12 protein-coding genes and 1 pseudogene are annotated in these 15,330 nt (G+C 65.1%); 11 read left to right on the top strand and 2 right to left on the bottom strand.

Going from position 1 to position 15,330, the window contains the following annotated elements; all coding sequences use genetic code 11:
• From QRN45_RS08115 to QRN45_RS08125, 3 genes are all read left to right on the top strand, one after another.
• A partial coding sequence (locus QRN45_RS08115; protein ID WP_284762913.1) for a transposase occupies positions 1-330 on the top strand: 330 nt, incomplete at its 5' end.
• 100 nt (positions 331-430) lie between these two features.
• A complete protein-coding gene (locus QRN45_RS08120; protein ID WP_241707717.1) occupies positions 431-1,174 on the top strand; it encodes a hypothetical protein in 744 nt (247 codons plus the stop codon).
• The gene (locus tag QRN45_RS08125; RefSeq protein ID WP_284762915.1) at positions 1,171-2,034 is read left to right on the top strand and encodes a hypothetical protein; all 864 of its coding nucleotides are present in this window, start codon (positions 1,171-1,173) and stop codon (positions 2,032-2,034) included. Before QRN45_RS08120 ends, QRN45_RS08125 begins: the two co-directional genes overlap by 4 nt.
• Positions 2,035-2,067: 33 nt before the next feature.
• On the opposite strand, the gene QRN45_RS08130 is transcribed toward QRN45_RS08125, so the two are convergent.
• Both QRN45_RS08130 and QRN45_RS08135 read right to left on the bottom strand, forming a co-directional pair.
• A complete protein-coding gene (locus tag QRN45_RS08130) occupies positions 2,068-2,727 on the bottom strand; it encodes a class F sortase (protein ID WP_284762916.1) in 660 nt (219 codons plus the stop codon).
• A 98-nt stretch (positions 2,728-2,825) separates the two neighbouring features.
• On the bottom strand, positions 2,826-5,141 hold the full coding sequence (locus QRN45_RS08135; RefSeq protein ID WP_284762917.1) for a hypothetical protein: 2,316 nt from the start codon (positions 5,139-5,141) through the stop codon (positions 2,826-2,828).
• A 1,108-nt stretch (positions 5,142-6,249) separates the two neighbouring features.
• Between QRN45_RS08135 and QRN45_RS08140 the strand changes: the two genes are divergently transcribed.
• The 8 genes and pseudogenes from QRN45_RS08140 to QRN45_RS08175 all read left to right on the top strand — a co-directional run bounded on the left by QRN45_RS08140 (position 6,250) and on the right by QRN45_RS08175 (position 15,274).
• Complete coding sequence (locus QRN45_RS08140) at positions 6,250-7,179, top strand: tyrosine-type recombinase/integrase (protein WP_284762919.1); 930 nt, start codon at positions 6,250-6,252, stop codon at positions 7,177-7,179.
• A 90-nt stretch (positions 7,180-7,269) separates the two neighbouring features.
• A complete protein-coding gene (locus QRN45_RS08145; RefSeq protein ID WP_284762920.1) occupies positions 7,270-8,739 on the top strand; it encodes a tyrosine-type recombinase/integrase in 1,470 nt (489 codons plus the stop codon).
• Positions 8,739-10,463 (top strand): hypothetical protein, encoded by a 1,725-nt coding sequence (locus QRN45_RS08150; RefSeq protein ID WP_284762921.1) that lies wholly within the window; start codon positions 8,739-8,741, stop codon positions 10,461-10,463. Before QRN45_RS08145 ends, QRN45_RS08150 begins: the two co-directional genes overlap by 1 nt.
• Positions 10,460-12,640 (top strand): site-specific integrase, encoded by a 2,181-nt coding sequence (locus tag QRN45_RS08155; protein ID WP_284762923.1) that lies wholly within the window; start codon positions 10,460-10,462, stop codon positions 12,638-12,640. The genes QRN45_RS08150 and QRN45_RS08155 overlap by 4 nt, the downstream gene beginning before the upstream one ends.
• A 1-nt stretch (position 12,641) precedes the next feature.
• On the top strand, positions 12,642-13,100 hold the full coding sequence (locus QRN45_RS08160; protein WP_284762925.1) for a hypothetical protein: 459 nt from the start codon (positions 12,642-12,644) through the stop codon (positions 13,098-13,100).
• Between the two features lie 152 nt (positions 13,101-13,252).
• Positions 13,253-13,441 (top strand): annotated as a pseudogene (locus QRN45_RS21000) (tyrosine-type recombinase/integrase); the annotation flags it as partial.
• 5 nt (positions 13,442-13,446) lie between these two features.
• A complete protein-coding gene (locus QRN45_RS08170) occupies positions 13,447-13,779 on the top strand; it encodes a helix-turn-helix domain-containing protein (RefSeq protein ID WP_284762929.1) in 333 nt (110 codons plus the stop codon).
• A 73-nt stretch (positions 13,780-13,852) separates the two neighbouring features.
• Positions 13,853-15,274, top strand: coding sequence for a site-specific integrase (locus tag QRN45_RS08175; RefSeq protein WP_284762932.1), 1,422 nt, complete (start codon positions 13,853-13,855; stop codon positions 15,272-15,274).
• Positions 15,275-15,330 lie beyond the last annotated feature (56 nt).

Consider the following 15,330-nt stretch of genomic DNA (forward strand, 5'->3'; position numbering starts at 1 on the left):
GATGTCCATCTGATCCTGGACAACTACGCCACGCATAAACACCCGGACGTGAAAGTCTGGCTGGCGAAAAATCCCCGGTTCCAGCTGCATTTCACTCCGACCTCGTCCTCGTGGCTGAACCTCGTCGAGCGATGGTTCCGGGAATTGACGGACAAGGCCCTGCGCCGCGGAGCCTTCCATTCCGTCCCGGACCTGATCAACAAGATCGAAGAGTACCTCGCCGCTCACAACACCGAACCCAAACCACTGGTTTGGACCGCGACCGCAGACTCAATCCTCAAAAAAGTAGCCCGTGGCCGCGTCGCACTCGAAACCATCAAGCAAAACTGAGACAGACCACTAGTTCTAACAACAGCCCACTTTGTCCGCTCGCCTAGCGGCTGGACGGCAGGCAAAGTGGTCCTAAGTACTTTTGGGGAGGTGCGCAGGTATGCAACGGGAGCTGGATGTCGGGGTTGCGCGGGTCAAGGTGAACCGGCTGCGGCTCCGCTTGGCCGAGCTGGACCGCCAGGCGGGTGTTCTTGACCGACTGGTTGGCCAAGTGGTGAAGCTTGCTTTGGAGCTGTATGAGGCACAGGCGTGGAAGGCCTTTGGGCTGAGTACGTGGGCCGAGTTGGTGGAGGCTGAGCGGCTGGTCCTTCCACGTCTGGGAGGCAGCGCCCGGGTCAATGTCGCCATGGAGCTTGCGGCCGGAAATTTGTCGTTGCGTGCCATCGCCCCTGTCCTTGGCATATCCCACGGGACAGTAAAGACCCTGCTCGCGAAGGGAATCGCAGAAGGTGGAACGCTACCGCCTGTGACACTGTCGCTGGACGGCAAAAGACGCCCGAGTGCCCGCGTTGTACCAATCAATGTGATCGCAGGCGAACTGGTCCACGCTGATTCCAGCCCTGAATCCGACTCCGATTCCAACGCGGGAGTCTTCGATGTCGAGGGCTTCCTGGCGGATGTCGGCGCTTTGGGCGTGGATCACGGTCCTTCCGACGCGGCCGTGCTGGCTGAACTGCACCTGCGGGAGCTGATGGACTCCATCCGGAATATGGGGGCCTCGGAGCTTGTCGTGCAGCGGCTGCCCGAGGCGCATCCCGCACGACGACGCCGGCTGGCCGCCCAGTTCCACGCGGCCGCGGAACTAATGAGCGATGTTGCTAAGCAGTGGGGCGTTGCAGCGTGAGTCCCGGAGTCCGTAGCCGGTTTTCGACGCCAGCCGAACGGGACGCCCTTCTGAGGGACCTGGTAGAAAGATGGCAGCGAGAGGGCCGGGACGGCCCGTCGACCAGCGAGCTGTTCGGTTCGTTTCTTCCGGCGCTGTTGTCCGGTTTCCAGCACGAGTTCCCCTCGATTGCCCCCGAGGACGCCCTGTTCTACGCCACGGAAGTTCTTTGCGCCAGCGGGATCCCCGCGGACGTCCCGGCCTGTGCCTGGCTTCTTACGGTGGTCCGCAATGGGCTGCGAACCTGGACGGTCACCCAACGCCACTGGCTCTCGGAGCGGGATGTTCGGGACGGCGTGTGGGCGCATCTGAAGAAGAACCAGGATCTGGGGGAGGGGACGCCGCTGGTATCGGTGTTCGGACAGGAGCGCGAGTGGCCCCCGATTCCCCTGGCTATGACGCCCATGCCTGCCGGTTCGTCGCCTCTCTGGCAGGAACTGAGGGCGTTGCTTGTCCGTGCAGGCTGGGATCGCGACGTCGCCGAGCACGGTCTGCAGGTGATCGAACAACGGGCGTCCCAACACCTTCAGGAGATGTCCTTCGGCTCAGAGCCGGGGCCCGCGCTCTCCCGGTTGGAAACGAACAGGGTGTTGAGCTGCGTGCCCAGGGGCCACAAGAGGGCGCTCGTGGACTTCGTCTGCAGCGAACGCGGCTACCTCTGGGGCCGCCTCCACGGAATTTCCCCCGTCAACGCCCTTGCCCTGCCCGGGGTCCGCGAGGCATTGGAATCGCTTGTCTGGAACAAATCGAGGCCCAAGAACGCTCGGACGAGGAGCTACGCGTCCCGAAATGTGAATTCCTGTGAGGACATCCCTGCGTGACAGGGCCATCTCGTTCTTGGCTGGAGTGGTGGGTCATGGCCAGGGGACTGCGGTGACCACGGTGTTGTTGGCGAACTGGGCTTGCCCGTCCATTGGCACGAAGGGGCTGGCAAGATCACACGTGACGACCCTCAGTAGGTGTGGGCCCTCGGTGGCGAAGGCATCTGCGGGCAAGGACGTCTTGGCCAGCGATTCGAGCCCGACGATCTTGTACCGGCACGTTACGCCGGCCTTGTCGGATAGGTAGAGGGGCATGCCCTTGGTCACCTGTGCGAGGGAAGCCATCGGCGCCAACGACCCATCCCGGAAGTTGACGTGCCCGGCCAGCAGGGTCGAGCCCTTCGTGGCACACCCAGCGGCGGACCCTATGTAGCGGGCGGCTTTGGGAGCATCCGGGACCACGAGGTAGCCGGAATCGTCACGGCCTTCGTCTACGAGCCCTACTTCGAGGTCCACGCCCGGGATGGAGAGCGTGCCAGGACGAAGGCTGGGGATCGCAGCCGGGCCAATGTAGGTGTCCGGTTCGGCGGAAGTAAACGCGGACAGGACAGGTATCGGTTGAGCCGGCGGGGGAGCGGGCGGTGCTGTGAAAGCCAGGACGCCTGCGGTGGCTCCGGCCACGCCAAACGAAGCCACGGCGGTCAGTGCAACCCGGTTCCGGCGGGCGCGGGAATGGTTGCGGGTTTGAATCATCGGATTTTCCTTGTTTGTTAGGCGGGGCACCCGGTGATCAGCCTCGGTGGCCGGATCGGGGTGCCCCGCGTCAATTTGGTGGGGCCCGCCAAGGGGTGTTACCCGGCGTGTTCGTCCGGATACTCGGCAGGTGTTTTAGCTCCTCGGTTATCGAAGCGCCTGCGGTAGAACAGCCCAGCGCCTGCGAGGAGAGCCAGTGCGAGGGTGCTGGCACCTGCGATCAGCAGCGGCCCGTTCGGCCCGGCCTCCGGTGCAGACGTCGGCGCAAAGCCGGTGTTGATCATCAGGGCCGGCTTGTTCGGTGTAACGGTGACTGTTTCGGGGAAGGCGATGATGGTCTCGTTCTTTTCGCCGCAGTTGCCCTTGTGCAGCTGCGCTGTGAATGGTCCCTTGCCTTGGCCTTTGTCGATGGTCAGATTGAGCTCCTCGACGTACCCGTAGGTGCCTTTGTGGGCGATGGTGTGGCCCGGGTAGGTGATTTCACCCGTTGTAGTGACGTCCTGGTCCGTGGAGGTCCAGGTGGGGTTGGCGCAGACGGCCTGGGCGGATCCGTCGGTCGAATCGTCGAATTTGTACTGGTTCACTTTGGTGGTGACTTTGATGCCGGTGCCGGAAGGGATGGTGCCCGAGATCATTCCGATGTCGTGAGCCACGAGCGGCACGGTGCCGTTCTCGGAGGCTTTGGTGACAATCGAAGGTTTCTCGACCGGGACGGTTTCGTTGGGCAGCAGTTCCTTGCCGTCCCATGCCATGGTGGACTCGGTACCGTTGATCTTCTCGGAGAAGTAAAGGTTGGCTGTCTGGCCTTTGGCCCACTTCTCGGCGACGATCTTTTCCCATGGAACCTCGACGGCGGCGGTCCTGAATTCGCCGTTGCCGGTGACCTTGGTCGTCACGGTACCGATGACCTCGGCATCGGCCGGGGCGGCTTCGGTGCCGGCGGCAACCGGGGAGGCGGAGGTCAGGACCAGATCCGTTGTCACGGAGAGTTCTTTTCCGGGCTCGTTGCCGGTCACGGTGACGACGTCGTGGACCTTGCCGTTTTCAATGATCGATGCCTTGGTCGCGACCTCGGGCTGGTATTTCTGGATCGTCTCTTCGTTCGGGTCGTTGAAGCCTGCCGTCCAATCAGCACGGAAGTACTGCTGCAGTTCCGCGGGCTGGGCCGCCTTGGAGAAGCGGGCCACCGGGTAGTAATAGCCGGCCTTGTCCGCCGTTTTGTCAGCGGTCACCGTGATGTCGCCGGGTCCCGTCGCAGTGCCCGTCCCGGAGGCAACCTTCACCGCGGTGGAAGGGACTTGGGTGGCCGGGGTGAGTTTGACTTGGCTGTAGTACCAGTCGACGTCGAAGCGGGCCGGTACGCTCCCGCCGTTCACGAACGCCCAGTCATTGGTGTTTCCCGTGGACGTGTTCACGTGCAGGACGTCCACCAGGGGCTGGCCGCCCTCCACATATCGGCGAGCGGTCGAGCTCGCTACGGGCTGAAAATCGATGATCACTTTGGCATCGGCCGACGTTCCCGCGACGGGTCGTGCCCCGCCGGCAACGAGAAGGTTCTGGAACCCGGGCACCGAATAGGTTGTGGCTGACACCCCGGGTGCGTCGATCGTCAGTGTGACGGACACTATTCCGTTTCCGGTAGCCGCGAAGCTGAGTTGATCTCCGGTACGGAGGTTGACTGCATGGGAGTTCGTTCCTGACCACACGGCAGGGCCGTTCAGAACAGCGCGGGCCGAGAAGCCGCTCAGCTTGTTTCCGGCCGCGGAAACCAGTTCCGTTGAGGTGACTGTCCCGCCGCGACCGCTAGTGTCCACCGAGAGTTTCGGTTGGGCGGAATACGGACCGGAATTGGCCCGGGCGTCGGCCAGCATCGCGGCGGCCTGTGCGCGGACGGCCGGCATCTGCGGATCAGATGAGTCCCGGAGATTAGCGTAGGGAGCCCCGTTGCCGTTCCAAGGCGCGTTGAACTTCGGGTCGGCTTCTTGGTGAGCGAGATAAGCCAGCGCGGGGTGGTTGGCAGGGTCACCCTGGTATTTCTGGATCGCGTAGTTGAGTTGCGGGTTACCCAGGGACCCCACCGCCCCGGATCCGGCCGGGCCGGCCGGGATCCCGACGTCGAAGCAGAACGCCGTGGGACCTCCGGCGGCTCCGTTCAAGTTCAGGGATCCCAGCCACATCGACCAATCCCCAAACGCCCTGGCCGGCGGAGCCTTGACGGTGATGCCCGATTGGTGCATGCCCGGCAGGTCAGTTGCGGCGTGCGCGGCAGGCGCGGTCAAAACGCCACCGGTTCCGACGGCGGACAGAGTCAGTGCGCCGGCGGCTGCCAAGGCGCCGGTCTTGTAGATCGCCCGCCAGTTCCTTCCCCGTCCCGGCGGGTTGCCGGGGCCTCGTTCGAATCTTCTTTGGCTCATTTATATCCCCTTCTCTCCAACCGCGCCCATAGACGCGATGACCACGCTTCGGGTGGTCCTGTATGTAGAGAGCCGGACTAATCGCAGTCCGAGAGAAGGGTTTGGTTTGAGCTGTCGGTTTTTGAGGGAGACATTTTTCAGAGCCTTCAACTGTCAAAAATTTGACAGTTGAACCCCTGGATTTGCGCGGACTTCTTTCATATCGCCAAGGACATCAGGCTGGTGTTTCCGGTAGTCGGCACGGCGGCCCGGGAAGTCCATGTCCTTCGGGGAAGCCGTGGCCAAAGCGGCCTCATCGCGGTACCCCGGCGGTGTGAGCACTTGTGAGTTTTATGAGTTTGGTCCGGGGGAGTAGCCAGGGGATTCGGCCGATGAGGGCCACGGGTGTGAGTTTGGTGCGTTCGCACAAGTTCCGAGCCGTGCGCCGTGGTGGTGAACAACTTGCTAGAGACGGGTTGTGAGCTGTTGACCGAAGACGCTTGCATCGCCAGCGGAAAGCGCCGGTTCGATCAAGGATCGGGAATTCTTGTCCGTTCTCAATGCAGTTATCAGTCGCGACGTCGGAACTGACAGGTTGGATGAGACGACATCCGGCTCGATTCGTCTCATCCGGGTTGTTGGCTTCGTGTGTTTGGCCATGTCGCGGGCAGTTCGTTTCCTGCAGAAGTCCGGCGGCCGTCAGCGATCTCAACAACTCACGATCATCCACGCTGACAACTTAACTGAGAATCCGTTAACTGACAGTTGAATGCGAAAAGTGACATATCTGGAATGAGAACGGACAGTTCTTGGAACCGATTCCACTCCCGTTGTTTTAACGCCGATAATCTACATTATGTAAAGTAGAATCGTGATTATTGCATCTGATGCATGATCACCCTTCCTCGCCTATCTTTTCCTATCGCGGATCACCTGGATGCCGGAAATGCCCCCTGACCTGCGGTGATACCGTATTCCGCTGCCGAACTCAGAGCGCCTCGGGTGTTGACTTGTACCCGGCGCGACCTAAGGGCATTGCCTGCGACGGGCCATTGACCTGCGGATTTGCACCGGTTCTGCATTAATTGCATGATTCATTCATCCAATGCAATGTCAGAAGGGGTTTGTCATGGCAGTTGATGCAGCGGGTCGTGTGCTTGATTTCGGCCCTGTGAGGTTCCTGCATCCCGAGGACCAGGTGTTCACGCAGATGCTCACGGGCTGGCGTAACCAGCAGCTGAGCAGGAACCTGGCCTTCGGCACCATCGAGTCGAGGGAACGGCTGGTGACGCGTTTCCAGGAATCGACGAACGAGTATCCCTGGCACTGGACGCCGGCCCATGTCGACGAATTCTTCGGGGATCTTCGCAGTGTGAAGCACGCAGCCCAATCGACGATCCGCTCCTCTCAGGCCGCACTGAGGGCGTTCTGCGCATACGTGGCTTCCCCGGAGTACGGCTGGGACATTGTCTGCGAACAGCATTTCGGGTCCCATCCGGTCCAGGTCTGTTTCGACTGGAACACAGCCGTCCACGCCCAAGCCGGTGAGTCCTCCCCCAAGCCCCGCCCGTTCACGCAGCGGGAGCTCCAGGATTTCTTTGACCGGGCCGATGATGAGGTCGACCGGATCGCCTCGCTGGGCCGCAAGGGTTGGCTGCCGGCTTACCGTGACGCGGTCCGGTTCAAAGTGGCATACTGCTGGGGTCTGCGCCGCAATGAGGTCCGCCACCTGCAGACGGTGGACTTCGGCAGGAATCCTCACGCCCGTGAGTTCGGCAAATACGGCGTGCTTCAGGTCCGGTACGGAAAGGCCATGAAGGGGTCGCCCCCGAAGCGCCGCAGCGTCCTGACGGTATTCGACTGGTCGACGGAGATCGTGGCCGACTGGCTCGAACGCGGGCACCCCCATATGACGGACGGGCTGGACCTGTTCCCTTCCGAGCGCGGCACGCTGGTTTCCGAGACCGCGTTGAACCGCCGCTTCAACCGGTATTGCGAGGACCTGGGCCTCTCCCCCGGGCTGGACATCCACTCGCTGCGCCGTTTTATCCCCGCTTAGTTTCCGTGTTGCGATAAGTGCTGACAGGGCATGGGAACAAGGCGTTTGCGCTTTGCATGGAGTCGCGTGGTGTTTGTATGGTCTCCGGTTATGATCTTGAGTTTCTTCTCGTCCCAGGGTTGGGAGTCCTGGGAGGTCGATTGTCGGCCGCTGATCCCGGAGCGGATGCCGGTGCTGGTCGATGAGGACTTGCGGTTCGAGGGCTCGCCGGGCACGCCGCGGCCGACGGTCGCGGTGAACCGGTGGCTGCGTGAGCTTCCCGCCAGCGGGGCGCCGTCACCGAACACGTGGGCGGCGTACGCGCGGGCGATCAAGGAGTGGATGGAGTTCCTGGCCGAGCATGGCGTGGGGCTGTTCGACTCGCGGGATCGGTTGAAGCTGGGGCTGAGCCGGTACGCCGAGCATCGCGCGGCCGGCCCGCTCAAGCACCGGTTTGCCGCGACGACGTGGGGCCAGCACATGAGCATCCTGTCGCTGTTCTACCGGTGGGCGATGGAGGAAGGACACGCTGAGGCCGAGCCGTTCACCTACCGCACGGCACGGGCCTTGTTCCGCGGCACCGGCCGGGACGTTCGGGTGAACCTGGCGGTGCGGCGGACTCCGAAGCCGCACGTGACGATCAAGTACCTGGAGCCGGACTTCACCGGCCTGTTCCTCAACGGCTTGCGCGGTCTCGCCCCGGACGGTGCCCTGGATGCCGGCTACCGGGGTCGTGAACTGGCCCGCAACGCCGCCGTCGGCGGACTTGCGCTGGCCACCGGCCTGCGTGCACAGGAGTTCACCTACTTGCTGACCTACGAGATCCCGGCGCTTCCACCCCGGCCCGTGGCGATTCCGATCCCGTTCCCCGTTCCCGCGGGGATCACCAAGGGCCGCAAGTTCCGGACCACCTGGATCTCCTACGAGGCGTTGGCGGCCGTCCACCATTATCTCGAACTCGACCGCGTCGTGACCGTGGACGGCTCGGCCTGGCGCCCGCCGCGACGCTGGGGCGAGCCGCTGCTGGTGACCAACCCGGACGCGCGGGGAGGACAGATCAACGGTATCCGCCGCCGGTGGGACACGCTCACTCCGGACGAGCGGCGTCGGCTGGTCGCTCCGGGCGGGGGTTCCTGCCTGCTCGCGCTGCGCAACGGCGGCGGACCGTTCACCGCCTGGGCCACGGTGTTCGAGCGGACAGCCGACCGGATCCGCGCCCGGTTCGAGCCACGGTTCCCGCACATCCACCCGCATCGGCTGCGCCATTCCTTCTCGATGCGCACCTTGGAATATCTGGTGACCGGGCATTACCGGCAAGCCGCGAAGCTGGTGAAGGACACTGACGCCGACGCCGCGTTGGTGTTCTATTTGTCCAAAGCGGACCCGCTGCTTGTGCTACGGGATCTGCTCGGTCATTCCTCGGTGCTGACCACGGAAAAGTACCTCAAACGTTTGGACACGACGCGGATCTATCGCGACGCCTACGACAGCGCCGGCATTGCCGACGGTCTGCTCGCCGAGGCGGCCGCCGAGCAGGAGGCCGCGGCGGAGTTCGACGACGGTGAAAGCGGGTTGTGCTGATGCCGGCCACCGTGACCGGGGACCCGCTGGGCATCGAATGCGTGTTCAGCGACGGCTCCACCGCGCGGTTCGACCTGGACCGTTTGCCCTGCCCGCTGCTGGCCCGAGACCTCGCGGTGGGGCTGGTAGAGCTGATCCACCCGCACGGCTCGGTCGACGCGGCCGGTTCGCTGACCCACTACGCGCAGTCCATCCGTCATCTGGCCCGCACGCTGGCTGCCCGGGGGTTCACCGGTGGGGCGGCGGAGCTGAGCCGGGCGCAGATGGCCGAGTACTGGATGGCCGCGAGTGGCCCGAAAGAGGCGTGCACCCGCCGGATGCTTCACGGATTCCAACTCGCGGGCGGGCGCCTGGACGCGAAGCTGGCCGAGCTGGCGGCCGGGCGGGCCTACAACCCCCAGCGCAGCCGCCACCAGCTGCCGCCCTACCCGGAAGACCAATGGGGGCAGCTCACGCAGACCTGCCGCAGTGTCGTGGACGAGTCGTTCGCCCGGCACAAGCGCGCCCTGGCCGCGGCCCGGCGCGGCCAGCACCCGCGCGAGCACGGGTGGAGCGAGGAGAACCTGCGCTGGCTGCTGGCCCGGATCGGCCCGGTCGGCATCGCTTCCTTCGGGCAGCACCTGGGCTGCTCGGACAACGTGGTCCGCCAGCGCGGCGGGGTGCTGGAAGCGAGCATGGACCTGTTCCCGCGGTTGGATGTCGTGATCGCCTACCGGCTGCTGTTCGGCATCTACTCCGGCATCGTCCCTGACGGTATCGATGACCTGGTCACCGACGACATCGACTGGGCCGGTGACTCCACCATCCTGCTGTCCTACGTCAAGGGCCGCACCGCCGCCGAGAGCCTCAACCTGCCCCGGCGGGCGGTCCGGCTGCTGGAGCAGTGGCTGGCGCACTCAGCGCTCTTGCGCGGCCACGCCGCCCCGGAGCAGGGTCGGCATTTGTGGATACGGCTGAGGAAACCCGGCGGAACCGAGATCACGGCGGGAGTCGGAGCGGCCAGCCGGGTCGCGATCCAACGCTGGGTAGTCCGCCACGACCTGCTCGATGGCGACGGTGCGCCGATCAAGATCCATCGTTCGCGGATCCGCACCACGTTCCAGTCGCTGCGGGACAAGCGCAGCTGGGCCGGCCGCGGCCGGGCGACCATCGACCCCAACCACAGCCCGGAGGTGGAGGGGGATCACTACCTGACCGCCACCACGCCGTCCCAGCGTCGGGCCGCTGAGGCGATCGTGGAGGACGCCCAGCACGACCTGCTGCGCAAGGCGCACCCGCCTACGGTCGTGACCGGCGAGGACGCCGCCACCCTCGCCGGGGACTACCCCCAACTGGTCGCTGCGCTTCACCTGGACGAGACGGTGATCGCCGAACTCGTCGGCGGGCAACGCGACGTGTTCACCGCGGCCTGCGCCGATCAGCTCGCCGGCCTGCACGGACCGAAGGGCAAGCCGTGCCCTGCCCGGCCCTGGGTCTGCCTGCTCTGCCCGCTGGCGGTGTTCGCGCCCCGGCACGCGGTGAACCTGTTGCGGCTCAAGGCGTTCTTCTCCCGGCAATGGCAGCAGATGCCCGCTGCTCAGTTCATGGCCGTGTTCGGCCCTTACTCCCAGCGGATCGGCCAGGTGCTGGACGGCTTCGACCCCGTCGTCGTGGTTCGCGCGGCTGCCCAGGTCGGCGACACTGACGACGAACTTCCCCTGCGCCCGGAGGAGTCCACCCGATGACAACCGCACTCGCCTATGAGCGGCCCGGGTCAGTGTTCGCCGGCATGGACATCTGCCGTGAAGCCGGCTTGGCGCTGCCCGACGGGACGCGCCGGCCGGTGTTCGAGGACGAACGCTGGGATTTCACCGCTGTGATCGGCTTGCCGAACCAGATGTCCAAGGTCAGCCGCCGGTTCGATTTCACTACGATTGCCAACCCTCGCTGGCGGGTGGTCGCCAAGGAGCAGATCGTGGCGATGCTCGCCCCCAGACACGAGGCTGTAATGCCCTTGCCGCGCGCCTACCGGACCCCGCTGCACCTGTTGACTGCCTCCGGCCGGCTGGCCGAGCTGACCAGGTTCCTGAACTGGCTCACAGATCAGGGCCTCACCAGCCTCGACGAGGTGAGCGCCGACCGCTGCGAGGCATACCTGGCCCACCGACGCTACCTGCTCGACGACAACGGCCAGGTCGTGGGCGAACGCAGCCCCGCGACCCGACGGGCCGCCGCCCAGACCGTCGTCGACCTGGTCAACCACCGGGAACTGTTCAGCCTCGACCGGGTCCCCGAGGACCTGCGCCCCTGGGGCGGTGCCGCCCCCTCCACGGTCGCCGAGATGCCCTCCGGAGTTGGACAGAACAAGACCCCGCCCGTCGCCGACGCGTCCTTGCAGCCGATGCTGGCAGCAGCCAGCTATCTGGTGGGCACGCTTGGCCCGCACGCGATCGACCTGATCACACAGGTCAGAGACGCCGACCGGAAATGGTCGCACAGGCTTGGGGACCACGTCTTGACCTCCACGCTGCCCGTCGAGGAGATCACGCAACTGCTGGCGGACTACGAACGCCGCAGCGAACCGCTTCCGATGGCTGCCGAGCACACCATCCGGGACCGGGTGGCTGGCGGCTGGGCACCCGACGATCCGCTGACCCGGGTCTCCCTCGGGCTGCTGGCCCGCCAGGCCGGGTTCACCCAGTTCTGGCGGCAGTGGATTCCGCACCTGCGCGACCGGATCGAAGCGACCTTGGCCGTGGTCGGGGCGGAGAAACCCTTCGGCCGCAATGCTTCCGCCGTCGGCCGCGCTGATGGGGATGGAACCCTCCCCTGGACACTGCCGCTGGATCGATCGGAAGCTGTCGCCCTCGTCGGGATCGTCCGCACGGCCGCGATCGTCCTGCTGGCAGCGGTGTCCGGGATGCGGTCCTCCGAGTTGATGGAGCTGGAAGTGGGCTGCTGCCGCCCACCCGAGCACTACGGCCCCGGCCTGGTCCGCTACCGGCTGGCCGGCAAAGTCATCAAAGGCCAGCAGTTGGGCGGCCTCACCGACGAATGGGTCATCATCGAACCCGCCTACCGCGCCGTCCAGCTGCTCGAACGGCTGCATGAGACCCCCGAGAACAGAGCGCCGTTGCTGGGCCGGTTCGCCTTCGACGTCCGCTACAGATGGTTCCGCAACTGGGTCAACGGGCCAGCTGGCCAGCGCCTCGGCCTGGCTCCCATCCCCGAAGCCCCAGTCAGTCTCCGGGCTTTACGTCGCACGCTGGCGATCGAGTTGGCCTACCGTCCCGGGGGTCTGCTCGCGGCTAAACTGCACCTCAAGCACATCGCGACGGCAACAACGGAGGGGTATGCGTCCCGACCGGGCGGGGCGCAGGCCGAACTGCTGTCCGAGGTCAACAAGCACGAGGCCGAGCGAAACCTCGATCTGGTCTGGACCGAGTTCCGCAACTACCAGCAAGGCATCATGCCCGCAGGGCCAGCGGCTAGCGAGCTGACGGAGTTCTTCGCCCACATCGACGGCAAGCTCACCACCGGCGAGGCGGGCCCGCCGAAGACCCAGCGCAGCGACCGGGAAGTGCTCAACCTGCTCACCAAACGTGCCCAGACGCTGCATCTGGGCACGGCCAACTACTGCTGGTTCACCGACCCGTCCCGGGCGCTCTGCCTGAAACTCGCCGGCACCCCGCATGCCGACCGACCCCTGACGGGAATGTGTGACTCGGCGCGCTGCCCGCAAGCCACCCACCATCCCCGTCACCGGCCGGTCTGGGCCGAGCACGCCGCACAGACCAAGACCTTCCTCGGCAGCCTCGGCCCCACCCGCAAGACCGAACAAGCCCGACTGCAGGCCGACCTCCACCGAGCCCTGGGCGTCCTGGACGCCATCGGCACCGCCACCAACCAGACCAAGGAATGACATGCGGATCACCGCAGCTCAGCGCACCGCCAACGAGAACCGGATCCGCGCCGCCATCGACCGGCTCCTGCGCGGCGAAATCCCGCCCGACGGCCGCTGCGACGTCAAGACTCTCGCCGCCGAGTCGGGCGTCGACCGCACTGCCTTCTACGGCAGCCGGCCCTACGCCGATCTGCGCCTCGAGTTCGAACAGCGCCTGCGGACTCTCCAGCAGGCCGGCGAACAGCCTGACTTGCGCGACGCGCAGATCACCCGCCTCAAGAAAGAGATCACTGCGTTGAAGCACCGCCTAGCTGACTCAACCGCCACGATCAACCAACTCACCGAATTCCAGACCCAAGCTCTCGCGCGACTCGCCGCCCAACACGACGAGATCGTCCGCCTGCGGGCCGCGGCCACCTCCGACAGCCGGGTCAGCCGGCTGCCGCCACGAGCCGCCACCATCGGCTCATCCAACTAACAGGCAACACCCTTCCGAGAAAGTGATCTATGACACCTCAGCAACGTCCAAACGCAACACGCGCGACCAGCTCAGTCACAAGCTGCAGCACCGGAAGTCCCGGCTGCTCTATCGCCACACGAACCCAACCGCACACGGCGACTGCGGAGACAAGGCATTCCTACATCACCCACCTGGTCGAGTCCGGCATGGACGCTTTGTTCGTCCAGCACCAGGCCGGGCATGAACATGCCTCGACCACGGCCCTCTACACGTCCGTGTCGAGTGACTTCCGGGTCAAAACCCTGCGCCGCGCCCTGGACTCGACCGTCAGGGCCGCGCTGGGCGGAATGGAAGACTAATCCTTATGAAACGAGAGATCGACTACCGGTGGCGGCTTGCCGAACTCATGGCGGCCCGCGGCATGCACAACAGCACCGACCTGAGCCCCTTATTGAAGGAACGCGGGATCGAACTCTCGGCCTCACAGGTTTACCGGCTCGTCACCCAACGACCAGAACGCGTGTCCCTGATGATGGTCTCGGCCCTCTGCGACATCTTCGCCTGCGGCCCCGAAGACCTCATCACCGTCACGGCCGCGGATGCGAAAGTCCGCAAGATCGCCTCCAACGCCAACGTCGTGGACCTGAACAAGACCATCCGGCCCAAACGCGCCCGAGTGATCCGCGATGACGGCTGACATCACGCCGCGCCCTATCGTGCGGGGCCGCCCTCGCAGCGCAGGGACCTTCACGTGTGACCGGTGCTCAAGGATGGCCGGCAAACACCGCGCCAGCTGGCCCGAAGGCAGGATCTGCGGGACCTGCTTCACGATTGCCATGCGCACCCACGGCACCTGCCCCGGCTGCGGAACAGAGCGCATGCTCCCAGGCAGGTCTGCTGCCCACGGCGATCAGCCGGTGTGTGTCGATTGCGCGGGTATCACCCAGGACTACCACTGCTCCCGCTGCGGCACCGAAACCGAGCACTATCGCCAAGACACATGCGCCCGCTGCTCGCTGCGGGACGACCTCACGGTGCTGCTCCGCATTGAACAGAGAAGTGCGGAGGCCAAGACGGCGGCGGAGAAATTGCTCACTGCCCTCTGCGAAGCCGAACGCCCCGAAAGCATCCTGACCTGGCTTCGCGACGCCGGCGTCAGAGACCTCCTCGGACGGATTGCCACCGGCAAAGTTCCTCTCAACCACGAGGCGCTGGATGAAGAACCGAACAGCAAGCGGGTGGAACACCTACGCAGCCTGCTCACCCACCACAAACTGCTCCCGAACCGCGACCACTACCTCGCGCTCTTCGAACGGTGGCTGGCCAGCAAGCTCGAGGACATCGAGGACCCCGAGATCCGCCGGCCCGTCGAATCCTTCGCCCGCTGGCACCACCTACGTCGCATCCGCAGCCTCTCCGGGGACGGGAAACCCACCCGCGGTCCCGTGCACAGTGCCAAGCAGGAAATCACCGAAACCATCAAGTTCCTCACCTGGCTCAAAACCACCCACGGGCGGGCGGTTGCTTCCTGCGTCCAAGCCGACGTCGACGCCTGGCTTGCCGACGGCCCCACCACCAGGCACGCCATCCGAACATTCTTCGTCTGGGCTGTCAGGAACCGGACCTGCACCAACATCGCCATCGGACACCGGCAAGCCCGGACCGTCCCCCTCCTAAGCCAGGACCAGAGACTCTCCATGCTCAAGGCATGCCTCACAGACGACGTCGATACACTCGCCTATCGGGTCGCCGCCACGTTCCTGCTGCTTTACGCCCAGCCAGTCGTGAAGATTGCCGCGATGAAGAGCACCGACGTGATCATCACACCCGACGGATTGCGACTGTCACTCGGCGAAGGCGACCCCGCACCCGTCCCCGAGCCCTTCGCGTCACTACTCACACAACATCTGGCCTCACGTCCGAACATGCGAACCGGGAGCAGCACCGGCAGCGAGTGGTTGTTTCCTGGCTACCGTCCCGGGCAACACATCCACCCGAACACGCTCATGGAACGCCTCCGGGAAGTAGGCATCAACGTCCGGGGAGCCCGCAACGCCTCCCTCCGCGGACTGGTCGCCGAGGTTCCGGCCCCACTCGTCGCAGAAATGCTCGGATACAGCTACCAAGTCACCCAAAAGCACGCCACCGCGGCCGCGGATCCGTGGTCCCGCTACGCGCCGCGCGGACACTGATTCCTGCCACGCGCTGGGGCAGCTCTGGCACTATGGTGTCCGTGGGTCTTCAATCG

This window comes from Arthrobacter sp. efr-133-R2A-63 (genome assembly GCF_030209795.1).
In the GTDB taxonomy this organism is placed as follows: Bacteria; Actinomycetota; Actinomycetes; order Actinomycetales; family Micrococcaceae; genus Arthrobacter; species Arthrobacter bambusae_A.

Excerpts from the sequence above, each read along its gene's own strand:
- QRN45_RS08120 (WP_241707717.1), top strand. The coding sequence starts at position 431 with ATGCAACGGGAGCTGGATGTCGGGGTTGCGCGGGTCAAGGTGAACCGG.
- QRN45_RS08130 (WP_284762916.1), bottom strand. The coding sequence starts at position 2,727 with ATGATTCAAACCCGCAACCATTCCCGCGCCCGCCGGAACCGGGTTGCA.
- QRN45_RS08135 (WP_284762917.1), bottom strand. The coding sequence starts at position 5,141 with ATGAGCCAAAGAAGATTCGAACGAGGCCCCGGCAACCCGCCGGGACGG.
- QRN45_RS08140 (WP_284762919.1), top strand. The coding sequence starts at position 6,250 with ATGGCAGTTGATGCAGCGGGTCGTGTGCTTGATTTCGGCCCTGTGAGG.
- QRN45_RS08145 (WP_284762920.1), top strand. The coding sequence starts at position 7,270 with ATGATCTTGAGTTTCTTCTCGTCCCAGGGTTGGGAGTCCTGGGAGGTC.
- QRN45_RS08150 (WP_284762921.1), top strand. The coding sequence starts at position 8,739 with ATGCCGGCCACCGTGACCGGGGACCCGCTGGGCATCGAATGCGTGTTC.
- QRN45_RS08155 (WP_284762923.1), top strand. The coding sequence starts at position 10,460 with ATGACAACCGCACTCGCCTATGAGCGGCCCGGGTCAGTGTTCGCCGGC.
- QRN45_RS08160 (WP_284762925.1), top strand. The coding sequence starts at position 12,642 with ATGCGGATCACCGCAGCTCAGCGCACCGCCAACGAGAACCGGATCCGC.
- QRN45_RS08170 (WP_284762929.1), top strand. The coding sequence starts at position 13,447 with ATGAAACGAGAGATCGACTACCGGTGGCGGCTTGCCGAACTCATGGCG.
- QRN45_RS08175 (WP_284762932.1), top strand. The coding sequence starts at position 13,853 with ATGGCCGGCAAACACCGCGCCAGCTGGCCCGAAGGCAGGATCTGCGGG.